Below are 18,828 nucleotides of genomic sequence, written 5' to 3'. Positions count from 1 at the left end.
CTGCACCTGCACCTGCACCTGCACCTGCACCTGCACCTGCACCTGCACCTGCACCTGCACCTGCACCTGCACCTGCACCTGCCACAGCCGACCCGTCCACGGCAGCCCGCGAGGCCGCTCCGTCTGCGAAAGCGGAACCTGCACCAGCTCCGCCGGCCGCGGCGCCGCGCGCCCGCGCGATGGAGCGCGACGAGGGGCCTGCGAGCCTGTCCTCGCGCCGCGCCACACCTGCGCCAGCAGCCTCGCCCGAGGCGGCCCTGCTGGCGGCAGCCACACGTGGCGCAGTCGACGGGGCGAGCGATGCGCTCGCGCGGGGCGCCGACGTGAACGGCAGCGACGCGGAGGGCCGGACCGCACTCATGCGCGCCGCACAGCGCGGTGACGCAGCCCTTGTGCGACTGCTGCTCGACGCCGGCGCCGACGCGCAGCGCAGCGACCGCGACGGTCTTCGAGCGGCCGATCTGGCGCGTGAGGCCGGCCACATGGCGCTGTTGCCTCTGCTCGACAACAACGCCCCGCGCTGAATGCCTGCCGCTACCATGCGCGCATGAACACACCGACCACTTCTTCCTCCGTTCACTTCGGTCATCAAGACCGTGTCGTCATCGTCACCGGCGGTGCGCAAGGCATCGGCGAAGCCTGCGTGCGCCGCTTCGCACGCGAGGGCGCAAAGCTGGTGATCGCCGACGTGGCCAATGCGCCTGGCGGCGCACTCGCCCGAGAACTCGGCGCGACCTACATGCACTGCGACGTGGGCGACAAGCTCGACGTGGACGCGGTGGTGGAAAAGACCGTGGCCGCCTTCGGCCGCATCGACGTGCTCGTGAACAACGCCGGCATCTTCAAGGCGGCCGACTTCCTGGAGGTCAGCGAAGAAGACTTCGACGAAGTCCTGCGCGTCAACCTCAAAGGCTCCTTCCTGATGGGGCAGGCGGTGGCGCGTGTGATGGCGGATCAGCGCGATGGCGCCATCGTCAACATGAGTTCGGTCAACGGCGTTCTCGCCATTCCCAGCATCGCCAGCTACAACGTGAGCAAGGGCGGCATCAACCAGCTCACCCGCGTGATGGCGCTGGCCCTGGCCGAACACGGCATCCGTGTGAACGCCGTGGCGCCGGGCACCATCGCCACCGAGCTCGCCGCCCGCGCAGTGCTCACCAGCGACGAAGCCCGGAACAAGATCCTCAGCCGCACACCGATGAGGCGCCTGGGCGAGCCCGACGAGATTGCCGATGTGGTGGCCTGGCTGGCCAGCGACGCGGCGAGTTACGTCACCGGCGAAATCGTCACGGTCGATGGCGGGCGCATGACGCTGAACTACACCGTGCCACTGTGAGCACACCAACGTTTTGACACAGCACGGGAACTCTGCCCGCGCCAACCACCTCCATCGAAAGTGTCAGCGCAGCGCACAAGCCGCTGCCGCTGATCCTCGTCCGCACGATGCGGCTGTTATTTCACGAAGCCGACACCTTGCTGAAACAACTCTTTGCCAGCACGCTGGCCACACTGCTGCTGGTCTGCGGCACCACGTTCGCCCAATCACCGGCCACACCCCCGCCACCGCCACCGCCGGTGATCGTGGCACCCAGCACGCAAGCCAACGACAACGTGGCTCTGACGATGCCCGGCAACGGCTCGGCGCGCCAGGCGGTGGTGATCTTTTCGGCGGTCGCAGGCGAAGTGGCCGAGGTCGGCTTCCGCCCGGGTCAAGCGGTGCGCGCCGGACAGGTGTTGGTGCGCCTGGAGGACCGGAGCGAGCGCCTGGCCGCCGACCTGGCCTCGGCCCGCCTGGATGCGGCCAAGGCGCTGGCCGCGCGCTACGAGGGCACGCGCGGCACCGGTGCGGTGCCCGAAAGCGTGGTGGACGAAGCGCGCGCTGCCTTGCGGGCAGCCGGGATCGAGCTGGCCCAGGCGCGCGAAGCCGTAGCCGACCGCGTGGTGCGGGCGCCATTTGCCGGCGTTGTGGGCCTGGCCACGGTGGAGCGCGGCGACCGCGTGACCCCGGAAACCGCATTGACCACACTGGACGACCGCCGCGTCCTGTTCATCGACTTCGAGCTCCCCGAGGCATACCTTGCCCGCGTGAAGCCGGGTCAGGCCGTCACGGCCGCCAACCCGGCTTACCCCGGGCGCGAGTTCAAGGGTGCGGTGGCGCAGATCGACAGCCGCATCGACCCGGTCTCGCGCAATGTGCGCATGCGCGCCGCCGTGCCCAACACCGACGACTTGCTGCGCTCGGGCATGTCCTTCCAGGTCCAGCTCGCACTGTCGGGCCAGACCCGCGTGAGCGTGCCCGAGCTGGCCTTGCAGTGGGACCGGGATGGCTCCTTTGTGTGGACGGTGCGCGAGGGCAAGGCGGAGCGTGTTCCGGCTCGACCGGTGCGCCGCGCGGAAGGACGCGTGCTGCTCGACAGCGAGCTCAAACCCGGTGAATCGGTGGTGATCGAGGGCGTGCAGCGCCTGCGCGCCGGCATCGCGGTGCGCGTGGTCGGCAACGGCGGCGCTGCGCGCACCCCACCATGATCGACGACCGTGCCAACGACCTGCCGGCGCTGGCCATCCGCCGCCCGTGGATGGTGATCGTCATCAACCTGCTGATCGTCATCGCCGGCGTCGGCGCCTGGCTGGGCGTGGAGGTGCGCGAGCTGCCCAACATCGACCGCCCCATCGTGGCGGTGCGCGCCGACTGGCCTGGCGCCGCGCCCGAGACGCTGGATGCCGAGGTCACCCGCGTGCTTGAAGGCGCGGCAGCGCGCGTGCCCGGTGTCTACCTCGTGCGCTCGGCCAGCGAAGAAGGCAACCTGCGCGTCATCATCGAATTCAACCCCGGCGTGGATCTGGTGACCGCGGCCAACGATGTGCGCGACGCCATCGCACGGGTCGAGAGAACGCTCCCCGAAGGCGTGGAAGGGCTCACCGTGGTCAAGGCCGACGCCGACGCCGAACCGGTGATGCAGGTCTCGGTGTCCAGCCAGACGCTGGCGGTGGACGAACTCGCGCGGGCGGTGGAAGAGCGCATCGAGCCCGAATTGATCTCGGTCGAGGGTGTGGCCGACATCACGCTGTTCGGCAGCCGTCAGCGGGTCATGCGCGTGCGCATCGATCCGCTCAAGCTCGCGACCTACAACGTGTCGGTGAACGACATTGCCACGGTGCTGCAGGGCGCACGGGTCGACGTGCCCGCCGGCAGCCTGGAGTCGGCCAACCAGGAAGTGCTGGTGCGCGCCAACGCCTCGGTGGCCACCCCCGAGCAGATGCGCGCCCTGCGCGTGCGCCCCGACCTGGCCCTGGGCACGGTGGCCGACGTGTACTACAGCCCGGCCGACGCCAGCTCCTACGTCCGCCTCAATGGATCACCGGTCGTGAGCCTGGGCATCGTGCGCCAGGCGCAGTCCAATTCCGTGGAGATTTCAAGCGGCGTGCGTGCCGTGGTCGAGCGCATCAACCAGGCGGGTGGCGACCTTCAGGTCACGGTGGTCTCGGACGACGCCACCTTCATCAGCGGCGCCATCAGCGAGGTGTTGGTCAGCCTGCTGATGGCGGTGGTCATCGTGGTGGCGGTGGTCGGCATCTTTCTGGGCCAGTGGCGCGCCACCATGGTGCCGGTGGTGGCCATTCCCATTGCCCTCATCGGCACGCTCGCGGCCATCTGGATGCTGGGTTTCTCCATCAACCTGCTCACCTTGCTGGCGCTGCTGCTGGCCACCGGTCTGGTGGTGGACGATGCCATCGTGGTGCTGGAGAACATCCAGCGCCGACGCGCCCAAGGGCTGGGTCCGCGCGCGGCGGCCGTGCTCGGCACACGCGAGGTGTTCTTTGCGGTGGTGGCCACCACAGCCACGCTGGTTGCGGTGTTCCTGCCGATCTCCTTTCTGCCGTCGGCGGCCGGTCGTCTGTTCGCCGAGTTCGGATTCGTCATGGCCATCTCGGTGGCCATTTCCTCGTTTGTTGCGCTCTCGCTGGGCCCCATGATCGCCTCGCGCCTGCCCGACGAACGAGCGCCGGGCCCGCTGTGGCGCCGGGTCTCGGGCTGGGGAACGCGCGCGGTGACCATCTACGAACGTTGGCTGGCTGGCGCGTTGCGTCGGGCCTGGTGGGTGGCCGGCGTGTGCGTGCTGCTCGCGGGCGCCGCGGTGTGGAGCTACACGCAACTCACCCAGGAACTCACGCCGGTGGAAGACCGCGGCGTGCTCTCGATCAGCCTGGACGGACCCGATGGGGTGGGCCTGACCTACATGGACCGCCAGCTCGAAACGGCCCTGGCCGCCGTCACGCCGCTGCAGGACGAAGGCCTGGTGGAGAACATCTTCACCATCACCGGGCGCTATGACCCGAACCGCGCACAGATCATTGCGCCGCTGGCCGACTGGGGCGCGCGTGAGCTGACACAAGCCCAGCTCACCGCACGCGTGCAACGCCTGCTGGACGACCTGCCCGGCGCGCGCGTGCGCATTCGCGGCGGCAACAGCCTGGGTGTGGGTGGGGGTGACGGCAGCGTGCAGATGGCGGTGACGGGCGACGACTACAAGCGCATCGCGGATGCGGCCTACGGTTTCGCCACCGCCATCGAACGCGACCTGCCAGGCCTGCGCGACGTGCGCGTGAACTACACCGCCTCGCAGCCGCAGATCACGCTGCGCATCGACCGCGAACGTGCCACACAGCTGGGCGTGTCGGTGGACGGGCTGGACGTGGTGCTGCGCTCGCTGGTCGACGGCACCGAGGTCACCGACCTCACGGTGGACGACCGCAACGTGCCGGTGATCCTCGAATCGACCGCGCGCGGCGCCACCGATCCGCAAGCCCTGCTGGGCTACAGCGTGCGCGCCAGCACGCCCGAGGGCGAGCGGCTGGTGCAGCTGTCGCAGTTCGTGCGCTTTGAGGAAACGGCCATTCCGTCCGAGCTCGAACGGCTGGGACAACGCCGCGCGGTGCAGCTCAGCGCCATCACCACCGACGGCGTGCCGCTGCAACAGGCGGTGAACGATCTGCGCACACTCGCACAATCCGAATTGCCCGACGGCATGGGCCTGCTGTTTCGCGGCGACGCCGCCACGCTGGAACAAACCGGGCGCGACGTGGCCATCACCTTCGCCATCGCGCTGCTGGTGGTGTTCCTGGTGCTGGTGGCGCAGTTCGAAGGTCTCACCAGTGCAGCGGTGGTGATCATCACCGTGCCGTTCGGTCTGGCCGCTGCGGTGTTTGCCATGGCCTTGAGCGGCACCTCGATCAACATCTACAGCCAGATCGGCCTGCTGCTGCTGGTGGGCGTGATGGCGAAGAACAGCATCCTGATGGTCGAGTTTGCCGACCAGTTGCGCGATGCCGGGCGCAGCGTGCTGGAAGCCGCGCAAGAGGCCGCATCGACCCGCCTGCGCCCCATCATGATGACCATGGCCTCCACCGTGCTGGGTGCGTTGCCGCTGGTGCTGGGCAGCGGGCCGGGTGCGGAATCGCGCGCATCCATCGGCTGGGTGATCTTCGGCGGCTTGTCGCTGGCTGCGGTCTTCACCTTGTTCCTCACACCGGTGGTGTACCTGGGCCTGGCGCGTTTTGCACCACCGCGCGCCAGCCACGGCGAGCGCCTGGCGGCCGAGATGAAGCAGGCTGCTGCGCAACAAACCGAGGAATTCTCATGAGCGTGGTTCACCGCCTGGGCGCCATGGCGATGGCAGCAGCCCTCGCCGGCTGCGGCAGCACCACGCTGCTCAACACCCCGCCCGAGGCCCCCACGCTGGGCATCTCGGACACCGACACCTTTGCCGCCGCACCCACCGGCGCCACCGCACCCACCGAAGCCGACCTGCGCTGGTGGAACCGTTTCAACGACCCGGCGCTGGCCCGCTGGGTCGAGCGCGCGCTGGCCAACAGTCCCGACACCGCGATCGCACGTGAAAGGGTCGTGCAGGCGCAAGCCCTGCTGCGGGGTGCCAGCGCCCGACGCAGCCCGCTGATCGGTGCCGAAGCGGGCGTGGAAGCCCGCAGCCGCCGCGCCGCAGGCGAACGCAGACTCGACCCCAGCGCCGCCCTCACGCTGGACTGGGACCTCGACCTTTGGGGCGGTCTGCGCCAGGCCGAACAGTCGGCCGCCGCCTCGCTGCTGCAGACCCAGGACTTGGCGCAGGCCGCGCGCCTGTCCACCGCCGGCCTCACCGCCCGTGCCTACGTGGCCTGGCAAGAGGCGTTGCTCGACGAACAGCTGCTCGCCGACGGGCTGGGCTTGCAGCGCGAGGTCTTGCGGCTGGTGGAGGTGCGGGTGAACGCCGGCATCGCACCGAAGCTCGACCTGGACCGCGCACAGAGCGAAGCGGCCAACCTGGAGGCCGAGGCGGCCGATGCGCGCGTGCGCTTGCGGCAGGCCGCGGCCGCGCTGCAGGTGCTGGCCGGTGAGCGTCCGCAGCCCATGGGCGCAACTGTCGCTCAGTTGCCGGTGTTGCAGGGCGCTGCCACCGTGGCGCGCCCGATCGACCTGCTGCGCCTGCGCCCCGACCTGCGGGCGGCCGAGCGTGGCCTGGCGGTGGCTGCGGCCGATCTGGGCGTGGCCCGTGCCGACCTCTACCCCCGCCTGCGACTGCCCGGGGCGATCACCCTCACCTCGGCCGGCCTGGGTGGGGGGGTGCTCGACATCGTGAGCGCCACCCTGGCCGCCGTGCTCGACGTGGCACTGTTCGATGGTGGTGAGCGCAGCGCCAACGTGGACGCAGCCCGCTCGCGCGTGGCCGAGGCCGGCGAGGTGTACCGCCGAACCTTGCTCGAAGCGCTGCAACAGGCCGAATCGGCGCTGGTCGCCACCGAAGGCACAGCCACGCGCACCCGGGCACTGGAGCGCGGCAACACCGCCGCCCTCTCTGCCGTGGACCAGGCCCGCACGCTCTACACCAATGGCCTGACCGGGTTTCTGGACGTGATCGAAGCCCAGCGCAGCGCCCTGGACACACGGCGCAACCTGCTGCGCGCACAGGCCGACGCTGCGCGTCAGTCGATAGCGGGTTTTGAGGCCATGGGGCTGATCGATCCAGCCCAGGACACGCTCACGCCGACCGCGGGCGCACCACCACCGCTTCGCGGATCGGCAGGTGGATGAGCGCCGCGCCCACCGCGAGCACGATGTCGATGTACCAGACCCAGTTGTAGTTGCCGGTGGCCTCGAACACCTGCCCACCGAGCCACGCGCCCAGGAATCCGCCGATCTGGTGCGACAGCATCACCAGGCCGAACAGCATGGCCATGTTGCCGGTACCGAAAAACTTGGCCACCAGCCCCACCGTGGGTGGCACCGTGGACAGGAACGTCAGGCCCATGACGGCGGCAAAGGTGAGCATCACCGCCTCGGTCTTGGGTGCGAGCAGGAAGATGAGCACGGCCACCGCGCGCGTGGCGTACACCAGCGACAGCAGCGACTTCATGCGCCAGCGGCCCACGGCCCAGCCCATGGCCAGGCTGCCGATGATGTTGAAGAGGCCAATGATGCCGAGCGCCCAGGCGCCCACCGGCGCGGGCAGACCACATGCGGCCACCACACCCGGCAGGTGTGTGGCCAGAAAGGCCACGTGGAAACCGCAGACGAAGAAGCCGGCTGACAGCAGCAGGTAGCTCGGGTTGGCCAGCGCCTTGCGGATCGCCTCACCGGCCGGCAGTGCCACGGGCGCGGGAGCGGCACCAGCGGCAGCCGCCGGACCGGGCCCACGCAGCACCCAGGCCGCCGGCAGCGCCAGCAGCACGATGAGCGCCAGCGCCTGCAGGGCACCGGCCCAGCCCAGACCCAACGTGAGCGCAGCGGCCAGCGGTGCCATCACGAACTGGCCGAACGAGCCACCCGCGTTCACGATGCCGGTGGCCATGCCCCTGCGTTCGGCCGGCATGAGGCGCGCGGTGGCGGCCATCAGCACCGACGGCCCGGCCATGCCGGCGCCACCGGCCGAAAGCACGCCGATGGCCAGGATCAGGCCCCAGGTGCTGGTCATGAGCGGCGTGATGTACGTGCCCAGCGCCACCAGCAGCACACCGGCGAGCAACACACGCCCGGCACCGATGCGGTCGGCCACGGCGCCGGCGAACGGCTGCGTGAGTCCCCACCAGAGCTGGCCAAACGCAAACGCCAGGCTGATGCTGCCCACGCCCAGACCGGTGGCAGTGTTCAGCGGTGAAAGGAAAAAACCCATGGTCTGGCGCGTGCCCATGGTGAGCGCAAAGGTGCCGGCGGCCGCCAGCAGCACCAGCCACCAGACAGCGTGTTTTTGAACATCAGTCTTCATGGTCGTCCCCCTCATGGAATGCAGCGAGTCCCTGGTCCAGCAGACCGTGCAGCGCTGCCACGGTGGCCACGCCGAGCTTGTCGTTGAGCGCGAGCTGCGCCGCCTTCCAGCGGCGCTGCGCCTGACGCCGTGTCTCACGTCCTGCCTCGGTGATGTGCACCAGGCGGCTGCGCGCGTCGGCGCCCTCGCCCATCTCAAGCCAGCCTGCGGCCACCAGCGGTTGCAGGTTGCGCGTGAGGGTGGAGGCGCCCATGTCCATGCGACGGGCCAGTTCACCAGGCGCTACGGGGCCGAGCTTGTCCACGTGCGCGAGCAGCGAGTACTGCGTGATCTTCAAACCCGAGCCCGCGAGGTGCTGGTCGTAGTGCTGGGTCACGCGCCGAGTGAGCTGGCGCAGCTTGAAATTGGTGCAGCCCACCGGGGTCAAGGCCAAGGGGGACGGTGACGCGGAGGTGTCAGTGCTCATGATTTGATTGTATCTACAATCATTGCATCTGCAACAGAAAAGGAATGCACATGTCTGCTGAAGCGATCCAGGCCGACTGGACCCGCCACTTCGACGAAACCCGGGCGCGCCTGCGCAGCGGCGCCGGCCCTGGCCTGGCTGATACGGCGCAGCTGGCCGGCATGAACGGGCTGCAACAGATGCAGGCCATGCTCGAAGGCCTCCTGCCCTACCCCCACATCGCCGACACCATGGACTTCGCGCTGGTCGAGGTGGGCGAAGGCCGCGCGGTGTTCCAGGGCCAGCCCCAGCTCAAGCACTACAACCCGCTGGGCAGCGTGCACGGTGGCTGGTACGCCACCCTGCTCGACTCGGCACTGGGCTGCGCCGTGCACACCACGCTGCCGGTGGGCCGTGGCTACACCACGGCCGAGCTGGGGGTGAACATCGTGCGCGCCGCATCCCACAAAAGCGGGCCACTGCGCGCGATCGGCACGGTGTTGCACGCGGGGCGCCAGCTCGCCACAGCCGAAGCCCGCATCGTGGGCGCCGACGGCAAGCTCTACGCGCACGCCACCACCACCTGCCTGGTGTTCGAAGCGCCTGCGCGCTGAGGCCAGACGCAAAAAAGCCCGGCGAACCGGGCTGTCTTCGTGAAGGATGCGCTGACTCAGCCGGCGATCATCACTTCCACACGGCGCGCTTCGGCGTCATTGCCGGTGCCGGTGGTCTGCTCGGGCTTCTTCAGCTCCATGCTGGTCTCGGCCACGCCCGCACCCACCAGCGCGTCGCGCACGGCCAGCGCACGCTGCCTGGCCAGTTCGGCGTTGAAGGCCGGGTCACCGGTGGCGTCGTGAAAGCCCGAGAGCACCAGTTGTTTGCCGGCCTTGGCCGCCGCGATCGCATCACCCAGCGCCACCAGCGCTCCAGAGGCCAGATCGGCCTTGCCCGAAGCAAAGTAAAACTTCACAACGCCGTTTTCCACCACCACGCTGGCGTCATCGCTGGCCGCTGTGACCGGGGCTGGCGCGGCGGCAGGCGCTGCCATCTGGGTGGACGGAGCACCACCGCGGGATTTGTGGATGCCCAGGCCCACGGCGAAGCCGGTCACCAGCACAATCACCGCCACCAGCAGCACCGCGACCACACGGTACTCAACTTCGTTATCTTGGGAAGACATGGGAAACACTCCGTGAAAATGGTTGTCAATTCGTCGACCTCCCGGGCGCAGCGCGCCGACCTGTCACAGCGGCGCAGCCCATCGGGCGCTGCGGGATTGTAAATGGCCCCCTCCTCCTCTCCACCCTCTGCACCCCCCATGACCGTGCGCCCCACCACTTGGGACCCGGCCCAGCGCAACGGCGCGCAGATGATGGCCGACACCCTGGCGCAGTGGCGGTCCCTTGGCCCTCGCCCCGACCTCTGGGTGTTCGCCTACGCCTCGCTGGTCTGGCGCCCCGAGTTCGCTGCAGCCGAGCAGCGCCTCGCGCGCGTGCACGGCCACCACCGCTGCCTGGAAATGTGGAGCCGCGTCAACCGCGGCACCTTCGAATGCCCCGGCCTGGTGTTTGCGCTCATGCCCGGGGGCAGCTGCACGGGGCTGGCGCTGCGCGTGCCGCACGACGAGGTGGAATCCCTCATGCCGCTGCTGTGGGCACGCGAGATGCCCAACCCGGTGTACGACCCCAAATGGCTGACCTGCCAGACCGACCAGGGCCCGGTGCACGCGCTGGCCTTCACGCTGTCGCGCCGCAGCCCCAGCCACACCGGCACGCTCAGCGAAGAACGTTACCGCGACATCTTCAGCCGATCGTGCGGGCGCTACGGCACCACCCTGGACTACGCGCGCCAGACCTTCCACGGCCTGCTGCACCACGGTATCCACGACCGGGCCCTGGGCAAACTGCTGTCGCTGGTCGACGGCATGGATTGACCTGCCGCAAGCCCGGGTCTGAACCCCGCTTCTATACTGAAATCATGAACATCGCCGACCTGCGCAAGAGCTACGAAAAGGCCGAACTCAGCGAGTCCGCCTCCAACGCCAACCCCCTGCTGCAATTCTCGAAGTGGCTGGAAGAGGCCATCAGCAGCGAGGTGCCCGAACCCAACGCCATGACGGTGGCCACGGTCGGCTCCGACCTGCGCCCGAGCACCCGCGTGGTGCTGATCAAGGGCTATGACGAGCGCGGCATCGTCTGGTACACCAACTACGCCAGCCGCAAAGGCCAGGAGCTCGCTGGCAACCCGTTCGCCGCACTCCAGTTCCACTGGGTGGAGCTGGAGCGTGTGGTGCGCATCGAAGGCGTGGTGGAAAAAGTGAGCGATGCCGAGAGCGACGAGTACTTCCACAGCCGCCCACTCGACAGCCGCATCGGCGCCTGGGCCAGCCCGCAAAGCCAGGTGATCGAAGGCCGCACAGTGCTGGTGACCAACGCGGCCCGATACGGTGCGCAGTTCCTGCTGCAACCGCCCCGCCCGCCGCATTGGGGTGGCTACCGCCTCAAGCCCGAGCGCTGGGAGTTCTGGCAGGGCCGAAAGAGCCGCCTGCACGACCGGCTGCGTTACACCGCGCAGGCCGACGGTGGTTGGTTGCGCGAGCGGCTGGCGCCCTAGATTTTTTCGATGGTCTGATCGGCCACGGCGGCCAGTTGCCCGGCGCTGACCAGCGCCCGCGCGATCTCGGCCAGCGGTACCAGCACGAACGCGCGCTGCGCCATGCGCGGATGCGGCACGGTCAAGCGCGGTGAATCGATGCGCGCGCTGCCGTAGAGCAGCAAGTCCAGATCGAGTGTGCGCGGCGCGTTGCGGTAGGGGCGTTGCCGGCCGGCGCCGTCTTCAATGGCCTGCAGGGCATCGAGCAAGGCGGGAGCGGTGAGCGTGGTCGAGACCTCGGCCACCGCGTTGACGTAGTCGGGCCCGGTGGATTGCACCGGTGCGGTCCGGTACAGGCGGGAGGCCTGCACTAGCCGGACGCCCGGCGTATCACCCAAGGCCGTCAGGGCATCGCGCAGGGCCTGTGCGGCATGGCCGAGGTTGGCACCCAGCGCGACAAAGGCCGTGACCTCAGCGCGGTCCACGGCCAACGCGTTCAAACCGGTCCCGGCTCACCACCGGTGGCTGCGCCACCGGGCTTGCGGCGGCGACGGCGGCGCTTCTTGGCCGGGGCCGAGCCGTCGGTGGGCGCGGTCGACTCGGCGCCGTCATCGGCTTCGCCGCTGTCGTCCTCGTCCCGGTCTTCGCCACCCTCGTCGGCCGCGCGAAAACGTGGGTCAGGGGCCAGTGCTTCGGTCGGCGCACCGGCATTGGCCGGGTGGTCGTCGTCGCTGCGTTTCACGCGCCGCGCCTTGCCGGCACCGGGCTTGGCCAGGTTTTCCTTGCGCTGCGCGTCCACCATGTCCTCACGCATGTCGTCACTGGCCATGCTGAAGGTTTCCCACCAGTGGGACAGCTCTTCTTCCACCTCGCCGACCTGCGCGCGCAGGCGCAGGAAATCGAAGCCGGCGCGAAAGCGCGCCTGGTCCACCAGGCTGAACGGCGAGGTGCCCACGCGCTTGTCAAAACGCGGCTGCATCATCCAGATCTCGCGCATGTCCGCACCGAGCTTGCCGCGGCCCGATACATCGCCGATGCGTGCGTCGAAGGCTTCGTCCACTGCGTCTTGCAGGGCCGCGAACGGCGGCGGCGGGCGCTGACCGGGGCGGGCATTGAGGCGCTGACTCCAGCCCTTGCGCACGTCGGCCCACAACACACAGGCGAGCAGAAAGCTCGGCGCGACCGGTTTGCCTTCGCCCACGCGGCGGTCGGTGTCCTGCAGGGCGAGCTTCACAAAATCGTCGTCGGCGCGCTGCACCACCACGTCGAGCAGCGGGTAAATGCCGGTGTCCAGGCCCACGGCCTTGAGTTGCGCCACGCTGGCCAGCGCGTGGCCGGTCTGCAGCAGCTTGAGCATTTCGTCGAACAGGCGGCTTTGCGGCACGTCCAGCAGCAGCTTGCGCGAGGACGCCAGCGGCTCCAGCGTCTTGGCGTCGAAGGTGAAACCCAGACCGCTGAGCTTGGCCGCAAAACGCACGGCACGGATGATGCGCACCGGGTCTTCGCGGTAACGCGTGGTGGCGTCGCCGATCATGCGCAGCGTCTTCTTTTTCGCGTCGCGAATGCCGTGGTGGAAATCGACCACGGTCTGCGACTCGGGGTCGTAGTACATGGCGTTGATGCTGAAGTCGCGGCGCGCGGCGTCGTGCTCGATGGGGCCCCACACGTTGTCGCGCAGCACGCGACCGCTGGCGTCCACCGCGTGTTTCATGCCGGCGAGTTCACCTTTGCTGGTGCGTTCGTTGCCCGCCACCTGCTCGGCGTCGGCGCTGTCGAGGTAGGCGCGGAAGGTCGAAACCTCGATCATTTCGTGTTCGCGGCCCCGACCATAGATCACGTGCACGATGCGGAAACGCCGGCCGATGATGAAGGCGCGGCGGAACAGGCCCTTGACCTGCTCGGGCGTGGCGCTGGTGGCCACGTCGAAGTCTTTCGGTCGCAGGCCCAGCAGCAGGTCGCGCACCGCGCCACCCACGATGTAGGCGTCAAAGCCCGCCTGCTTGAGGGTGTGCACCACGTCGAGCGCGCGCTGGTCCACCAGCTTGATGTCGATGCCGTGCACCGAGACCGGCACATCTTCGCGTTTTCCGAAGGGGCTGGCGCGGCGCGCAGGGGCCGCCGGCGATTTGCCGAGCAGCCTGTCAATGAATTTCTTGATCATTCGAATAGGTTCAATATGCGCCAGCCCCGGTCGAGGGCGATGGCTTGGAGCCGGGCGTCCGGGTTGGTGGCCACGGGCTCGTGCACTTTTTCCAGCAGCGGCATGTCGTTCATGGAGTCGCTGTAGAAGGTGCTGTGCTGCACGCCGGCCCATTCCAGGCCACGCGCGGCCAGCCATTGTTCCACACGGGCGACCTTGCCCTCGCGGAACGACGGCGTGCCCCGGATCTCGCCCGTGGGTTCACCGTTTTCATCGGTGGCCAGATCGATGGCGATCAGCTCATCCACACCGAAGGCTTGCGCGATCGGACGGGTGACGAATTCGTTGGTGGCGGTGACGATCACAACCGTGTCGCCCGCGGCCTGGTGGGCACGCACCAGCGACAGCGCACTGTCCTTGAGCGAAGGCAGCACCACCTCGGCCATGAAGCGCGCGTGGGCCTCCTGCGCGGTTTTCAAGCCGCGCTCGCGCACCGCTTCGATGGCAAAGCGCACGTACCGGTGGATGTCCAGCGTGCCGGCCTTGTAGTCGGCGTAGAAGCCGTCGTTGGCCTTGGAGAAGCTGTCGCCATCGCGCCAGCCCAGCTTCACGGTGAATTCGCCCCAGGCGTAGTCGGAATCGAACGGGATCAGGGTGTGGTCGAGGTCAAAAAGCGCCAGTCTCATTCGTCTTCCAGCATGGATTTGATCAAGGGGATGGTGATGGCGCGCTGGGTACGCAGGGCGTAGGTGTCGAGCTGGTCCAGCAGCAGCATGAGGCTGGAAAGGTCGCGCGAGAAGCGCCGCAGCATGAAGTCCATCACCTCGTCGCTGAGGAAGACACCACGATCGTCGGCGGCGCGGCGCAGCACGCCACGGCGTTCCGTTTCACCCAGCGCATGCAGCTGGAACACGTGGCCCCAGCCCAGGCGGGTGCGCAGGTCTTCGCGCAGACGCAGATCGGCCGGCGGGCAGTTGGCGGCGGCCAGCACCCAGCGCGCCGGGCCGTGCGCCGGGTTCTGCGCGTTCACAAACCAGTTGAAGGCCGCCGCCTGCTGGGTAGCGGTGTAGAGGTGGCAGTCGTCGAGCAGCACCGCGTCCCAGTGTTCGTCGTACTCGGGCGGGTCCAGCGTGTCCACATCGATCCAGCCCACGCGGCTGCCGTGCTCGCGCAGGCTTTCGCGCACCGCGCGCAACAGGTGCGTCTTGCCGCTGCCGCTTTCGCCCCAGACAAACGTGGGCACGGGCGAACGCAAGGGGTTGTGGGTCCAGAGCTTGAGGTGCTCCAGCGCCGCTTCGTTGCCCGCAGGCACGAAGTTGGTGAGGGTGGGCACGGGCGCCAGACCAATGTCCAGGGCCATCTGTTTCATCGGGCCGGTGCTCATTCGTCGGCTCCGGTGGTCCGTGCGCGAGGCACATCACCCTGGTACATCTCGCTCGCCAGATAGCCTCTCTTGGCGCGCCGGATGGCCACCAGCAAGACGGCGCTCGCCGGCAAGGCAATGAGCACGCCCACGAATCCAAACAGATGACCAAAGGCCAGCAGCGCAAAGATGACGGCAATCGGGTGCAGGCCGATGCGCTCACCGAGCAGGCGCGGCGTGAGGTAAAGACTCTCGACCACCTGGCCGAGCATGTAGATGCCGCCCACCAGGGCCACGCCGAGCACACTCTGGAACTGCAGCAGGGCCGCAAACAGCGCCATCACCATGCCCAGACCAAAGCCCAGGTAGGGCACAAACACCGCGAGGCCGGTGAACACGCCGATCGGCAGCGCCAGATCCAGGCCCACGAGCGCGAGTGCCACGGTGTAGAGGACAGCCAGCACCGCCATGACCAGCAACTGCCCACGCAAGTACTGGCCCAGCACCTCGTCGGTTTCGTTCAGGAAACTTTGCACGCTCTCGCGCCAGCGCGGTGGGATCAGGTTCTTGGCCCGTGTGATCAGGTTGGCCCAGTCCAGCAGCAAGTAATACGCCACGATGGGCATGAGGAACAGGTTGCCGACCACCGCAGCCAGCGCGCTGCCGCCGATGCGCAGCGACGACAGCAGGCCGTTGATCAGCTCGCTTTCGTTGCCGGTGATCAGGGTGCGCAGCCACTCGCGCACCTGGCTCACGTCCACCTGCAGGTTGACACCGAAACGGGTGGCCAGGGGCAACAGCGCCTCGTTCAGGCGAACCAGCAGCAGCGGCACCTGGTCGCGCAACAGCGGCACCTGCTTGGTGATCACCGGCACGATGAGCAGCATCACGGCGAGCAGCACCAGCATGAGCAGCGCAATGGCCAGGCCGGCGCCGAGCCAGCGCGGCACACGCCGGGCGTGCAGCCGCTCCACCAGCGGGTGCAGCGCGTACGCGAGCACAGCGGCCAGCAAAAAAGGCATGAGCACCGGTGCCAGCAGGGAGAGCAGCAAAGCACTCACCACAGCGATCAGGGCCCAGAGCAAGGCGCGGATCTGGTTGGAGGTCAGTGGCATGGAGCGCGAGGGTCGATGAGGCCGCGAGGGCGACCCCTTAAAATCTGGGGCAAATTCTATCGGGCCACTCTCAGGGTACCCGAAAGCCCCCTACCCGCCCAGCGTCCCGCTCCAACGACCGCGCCGCCCACCCCTCCCCACCACCTCCGGGCCAGCATTCTCATGACCTCTTCCACCACCCCCCTCTCGTACAAAGACGCCGGCGTTGACATCGATGCGGGCGACGCGCTCGTCGAGCGCATCAAGCCGCTGGCCAAAAAGACCATGCGTGAAGGCGTGCTGGCCGGCATCGGCGGTTTTGGCGCGCTGTTCGAAGTGCCCAAGCGCTACAAGGAGCCGGTGCTGGTGAGCGGCACCGACGGCGTGGGCACCAAGCTCAAGCTGGCGTTTGAGTGGAACATGCACGACACCGTGGGCATCGACCTGGTGGGCATGAGCGTGAACGACGTGCTGGTGCAGGGTGCCGAGCCGCTGTTTTTCCTGGACTACTTCGCCTGTGGCAAGCTCGACGTGGACACGGCGGCGGCCGTGGTGGGCGGCATTGCCCAGGGCTGCGAGCTCAGCGGCTGCGCCCTCATCGGTGGCGAAACCGCCGAGATGCCGGGCATGTATCCGGCGGGCGAATACGACCTGGCCGGCTTCTGCGTCGGTGCGGTCGAAAAATCCAAGATCCTCACCGGCCAGAGCGTCAAGCCGGGCGACGTGGTGCTCGGCCTGGCCTCGCACGGTGTGCACTCCAACGGCTTCTCGCTGGTGCGCAAGTGCATCGAGCGCGCGGGCGCCGATCTGCCCGCCACGCTGGATGGCCTGCCGTTCAAGCAAGCCATCATGAAGCCGACCCGCCTTTACGTGAAGAACGTGCTGGCCGCGCTCGCCGCCCACCCCATCAAGGCCCTGGCCCACATCACCGGCGGCGGCCTGCTGGAAAACATCCCGCGGGTGCTGCCCGACGGCACGGCGGCGCACCTGGTCAAGGGCAGCTGGCCACAAACCGAGCTGTTCGCCTGGCTGCAGAAGACCGCCGGCATCGACGACATCGAGATGAACCGCACTTTCAACAACGGTATCGGCATGGTGGTGGTGATCGACGCTGCGGAAGCTGCGGCCTGCGCCGCCACGCTGCGTGATCTGGGTGAAACCGTGTTCGACATCGGTCACATCGCGCCGCGCGGCGATGGCGCGGCTGTGGTCGTCGCCTGAGGCCCTACAGCAGGGCTTCCGACGGCAATACGTGCACCCCGGGTGCGGCCACCATGGCGGCCTGCAGCAGGTGGTGTGCGATGCGCTCGGCCGGTACCACGCGGTAGCGCCGCGGCAACAGCGGCCCTGCCCAGCCTGACACCTTCACCGCCAGCTGCTCGGCTGGACGGCTCTGATCGCGGTGTCCGCCGATCAGACCCGGGCGCACAAAGGTCAACGAGGGGTAACCCACCGCCTGCAGGTCGCGTTCGGTCTCGCCCTTGGTGCGCGAATAGAACACACGCGATCCCACATCGGCACCCAACGCCGAGTTGAAGGCAAAGGCCTGCGCGCCGTGCCGCCGCGCCAGGTGCGCCACGGCCAGCGGGTGGTCGTGGTCCACCTTGTAGAACGCGGCCTGGGAGCCCGCCACCCGGATGGTGGTGCCCAGCGTGCAGATGACCGCGTCCACCGCCCACCAGTCGGCGTCCTCGGGCAAGCGTTCGAAGTCAACCAAGGGGTTGAGCAGCTTGGGATGCGGCACCAATGAGCGGCGTGTGGGGGCGATCACACGGACCACCGCCGGGTCGGCCAACGCCTGCTGCAGCACATGCCCCCCGACCAGCCCGGTGGCGCCCACCAGCAAAAGTTGTTTCATCAGCGGGGCCCTGAAGTTGGTGAAGCGGCCAGTTTGCTCTCGATGGTGTTCAACAAGGTCTGGTAGTTCGAGAGTCGCACACCACCCAGCGCCACCGCCTGCCGGGCTGCCTGTTGGGCAGCGGGGAGTTGACCCAGCTCCAGCCGCACCTGCGCCAGGTTGTTCCAGGCGTCGGCGAAATCGGGATGCGCGCGCGTCGTGGCCTCAAAGGCTTGTGCCGACTCTTCGCGTTGGCCGAGCGCGTAAGCGGTGTTGCCCAGACCCAGCAGGCTGATGCGGTGCTGCGGCCATGTCTGCAGCCCGGTGGCGTAGGCCGTTCGGGCCGCCTGCGGGCTGGACCGCTCCAGCGCCGACACCGCCACGGCCCAATCATCGGGCTGCGCAGTCACGGGCAACTGGTCGGGGCGGCTGGCACGCATCGCCCAGTGGGATGAACGCGCCCAGGTGTTCTCAAACGTGCTCATGGGCATCACCAGCCGCTCGGATGTCCCCGAGTGGAGAACCATCTGCTGCTTCGTGCGGTCGTAACCGACCACCACCGCGTAGTGCCACATGGGCGAAAAAGGCAGGGAAAGGTTCTGCAGCACCAGCACCGGATGGCCACTGGCGACCTCGGTCAACACGGTCTGCAGTTCGGGCGCCAGCGGGTAAGCCACCAGGCCCTGGCGGCGCGTGGCGGCCAGCATCTCGGTTTGCAGTGCGCCCTGACGCCCCGGCAGGTACACCTGCGGCGTGAGCTGTTCGGGCGTGACGCTGGAGCCAGCGGCCTGCGCCACCATGGCCAGCGTGGCTGGACCACACAACAGGTCCTCCTGCGGATGAAACGGAACTTGATCCAGCAGCACTTGCTGCGGCAATTGCGCCGGCCAGGTGCGCTGCAGCGCGGCCGACTGCGGCGGCGTGGCACAACCGGTCAAGAGCAACCCACAAAGAACAACCCCCGCCAGGGCGGGGGTCGAACAGCGAAGTCGCCAGGACTTCATCGAACGCTGCGGGTGAACGGGAACACCGAGGTCAGGCCCAGGATGTCGGTGACCAGCAGCACCAGGAACACGGTGAACAGCACGCCGATCACACC

20 protein-coding genes are annotated in these 18,828 nt (G+C 68.3%); 9 read left to right on the top strand and 11 right to left on the bottom strand.

From position 1 onward, the window contains the following. The first annotated feature begins 179 nt into the window (after positions 1-179). The 5 genes from Q0C59_RS11680 to Q0C59_RS11660 all read left to right on the top strand — a co-directional run bounded on the left by Q0C59_RS11680 (position 180) and on the right by Q0C59_RS11660 (position 7,087). Positions 180-524: an ankyrin repeat domain-containing protein gene (locus Q0C59_RS11680; RefSeq protein ID WP_291215543.1), complete on the top strand. Its 345-nt coding sequence runs from the start codon at positions 180-182 to the stop codon at positions 522-524. A 23-nt stretch (positions 525-547) separates the two neighbouring features. Then, entirely contained in the window at positions 548-1,336 is a 789-nt protein-coding gene (locus Q0C59_RS11675) for an SDR family NAD(P)-dependent oxidoreductase (protein ID WP_291215540.1), read from the top strand. Between the two features lie 137 nt (positions 1,337-1,473). After that, complete coding sequence (locus Q0C59_RS11670; protein ID WP_291215537.1) at positions 1,474-2,526, top strand: efflux RND transporter periplasmic adaptor subunit; 1,053 nt, start codon at positions 1,474-1,476, stop codon at positions 2,524-2,526. Beyond that, positions 2,523-5,642 carry an efflux RND transporter permease subunit gene (locus Q0C59_RS11665; RefSeq protein WP_291215534.1) on the top strand — a complete coding sequence of 1,040 codons (3,120 nt, stop codon included), beginning with the start codon at positions 2,523-2,525 and terminating at the stop codon, positions 5,640-5,642. The genes Q0C59_RS11670 and Q0C59_RS11665 overlap by 4 nt, the downstream gene beginning before the upstream one ends. Beyond that, positions 5,639-7,087 carry an efflux transporter outer membrane subunit gene (locus Q0C59_RS11660; RefSeq protein WP_291215531.1) on the top strand — a complete coding sequence of 483 codons (1,449 nt, stop codon included), beginning with the start codon at positions 5,639-5,641 and terminating at the stop codon, positions 7,085-7,087. The genes Q0C59_RS11665 and Q0C59_RS11660 overlap by 4 nt, the downstream gene beginning before the upstream one ends. Here the strand turns inward: Q0C59_RS11660 and Q0C59_RS11655 are convergent. Next, positions 7,035-8,258 carry an MFS transporter gene (locus Q0C59_RS11655; RefSeq protein ID WP_291215529.1) on the bottom strand — a complete coding sequence of 408 codons (1,224 nt, stop codon included), beginning with the start codon at positions 8,256-8,258 and terminating at the stop codon, positions 7,035-7,037. The genes Q0C59_RS11660 and Q0C59_RS11655 overlap by 53 nt on opposite strands. Then, the gene (locus Q0C59_RS11650; protein ID WP_291215527.1) at positions 8,248-8,724 is read right to left on the bottom strand and encodes a MarR family winged helix-turn-helix transcriptional regulator; all 477 of its coding nucleotides are present in this window, start codon (positions 8,722-8,724) and stop codon (positions 8,248-8,250) included. The genes Q0C59_RS11655 and Q0C59_RS11650 overlap by 11 nt, the downstream gene beginning before the upstream one ends. A 50-nt stretch (positions 8,725-8,774) precedes the next feature. On the opposite strand from Q0C59_RS11650, the gene Q0C59_RS11645 reads away from it, so the two are divergent. Continuing rightward, positions 8,775-9,317 carry a PaaI family thioesterase gene (locus Q0C59_RS11645; RefSeq protein WP_291215524.1) on the top strand — a complete coding sequence of 181 codons (543 nt, stop codon included), beginning with the start codon at positions 8,775-8,777 and terminating at the stop codon, positions 9,315-9,317. Between the two features lie 56 nt (positions 9,318-9,373). Here the strand turns inward: Q0C59_RS11645 and Q0C59_RS11640 are convergent, their stop codons facing one another. Beyond that, on the bottom strand, positions 9,374-9,883 hold the full coding sequence (locus Q0C59_RS11640) for an OmpA family protein (RefSeq protein WP_291215521.1): 510 nt from the start codon (positions 9,881-9,883) through the stop codon (positions 9,374-9,376). 138 nt (positions 9,884-10,021) lie between these two features. Here Q0C59_RS11640 and Q0C59_RS11635 point away from each other — a divergent pair, with 138 nt between their 5' ends. Continuing rightward, positions 10,022-10,636, top strand: a complete 615-nt coding sequence (locus Q0C59_RS11635; RefSeq protein ID WP_370654229.1) for a gamma-glutamylcyclotransferase — start codon at positions 10,022-10,024, stop codon at positions 10,634-10,636. A gap of 44 nt (positions 10,637-10,680) precedes the next feature. Further along, positions 10,681-11,316 carry a pyridoxamine 5'-phosphate oxidase gene (pdxH, locus tag Q0C59_RS11630; RefSeq protein ID WP_291215518.1) on the top strand — a complete coding sequence of 212 codons (636 nt, stop codon included), beginning with the start codon at positions 10,681-10,683 and terminating at the stop codon, positions 11,314-11,316. On the opposite strand, the gene folK is transcribed toward pdxH, so the two are convergent. From folK to Q0C59_RS11605, 5 genes are read right to left on the bottom strand one after another with little or no spacing between them, the layout of a single operon-like run. Continuing rightward, on the bottom strand, positions 11,313-11,786 hold the full coding sequence (gene folK, locus Q0C59_RS11625) for a 2-amino-4-hydroxy-6-hydroxymethyldihydropteridine diphosphokinase (protein WP_291215549.1): 474 nt from the start codon (positions 11,784-11,786) through the stop codon (positions 11,313-11,315). The two genes, pdxH and folK, sit on opposite strands and share 4 nt — an antisense overlap. Before the next feature lie 5 nt (positions 11,787-11,791). Further along, positions 11,792-13,456: a polynucleotide adenylyltransferase PcnB gene (gene pcnB, locus Q0C59_RS11620; protein ID WP_291215515.1), complete on the bottom strand. Its 1,665-nt coding sequence runs from the start codon at positions 13,454-13,456 to the stop codon at positions 11,792-11,794. Further along, entirely contained in the window at positions 13,453-14,121 is a 669-nt protein-coding gene (locus Q0C59_RS11615) for an HAD family phosphatase (RefSeq protein ID WP_291215512.1), read from the bottom strand. Before Q0C59_RS11615 ends, pcnB begins: the two co-directional genes overlap by 4 nt. Beyond that, a complete protein-coding gene (gene hda, locus Q0C59_RS11610; RefSeq protein ID WP_291215546.1) occupies positions 14,118-14,804 on the bottom strand; it encodes a DnaA regulatory inactivator Hda in 687 nt (228 codons plus the stop codon). The genes Q0C59_RS11615 and hda overlap by 4 nt, the downstream gene beginning before the upstream one ends. An 11-nt stretch (positions 14,805-14,815) precedes the next feature. Beyond that, the gene (locus Q0C59_RS11605; RefSeq protein ID WP_291215509.1) at positions 14,816-15,913 is read right to left on the bottom strand and encodes an AI-2E family transporter; all 1,098 of its coding nucleotides are present in this window, start codon (positions 15,911-15,913) and stop codon (positions 14,816-14,818) included. 162 nt (positions 15,914-16,075) lie between these two features. On the opposite strand from Q0C59_RS11605, the gene purM reads away from it, so the two are divergent. Continuing rightward, a complete protein-coding gene (purM, locus tag Q0C59_RS11600) occupies positions 16,076-17,113 on the top strand; it encodes a phosphoribosylformylglycinamidine cyclo-ligase (protein WP_291215506.1) in 1,038 nt (345 codons plus the stop codon). Between the two features lie 4 nt (positions 17,114-17,117). Here purM and Q0C59_RS11595 read toward each other — a convergent pair whose 3' ends face one another. The 3 genes from Q0C59_RS11595 to Q0C59_RS19650 all read right to left on the bottom strand — a co-directional run bounded on the left by Q0C59_RS11595 (position 17,118) and on the right by Q0C59_RS19650 (position 18,816). Beyond that, complete coding sequence (locus Q0C59_RS11595; protein WP_291215504.1) at positions 17,118-17,750, bottom strand: NAD-dependent epimerase/dehydratase family protein; 633 nt, start codon at positions 17,748-17,750, stop codon at positions 17,118-17,120. After that, positions 17,750-18,667: a PA2778 family cysteine peptidase gene (locus Q0C59_RS11590; RefSeq protein WP_291215501.1), complete on the bottom strand. Its 918-nt coding sequence runs from the start codon at positions 18,665-18,667 to the stop codon at positions 17,750-17,752. The genes Q0C59_RS11595 and Q0C59_RS11590 overlap by 1 nt, the downstream gene beginning before the upstream one ends. Positions 18,668-18,729: 62 nt before the next feature. Beyond that, positions 18,730-18,816 (bottom strand): hypothetical protein, encoded by an 87-nt coding sequence (locus Q0C59_RS19650; protein ID WP_366518856.1) that lies wholly within the window; start codon positions 18,814-18,816, stop codon positions 18,730-18,732. Positions 18,817-18,828 lie beyond the last annotated feature (12 nt).

This window comes from Hydrogenophaga sp. (genome assembly GCF_022844385.1).
Classification (GTDB): Bacteria; Pseudomonadota; Gammaproteobacteria; order Burkholderiales; family Burkholderiaceae_C; genus Hydrogenophaga.
Note: the sequence above shows the minus strand (reverse complement) of the source record. Positions and strands in the feature narration are given on the sequence as shown.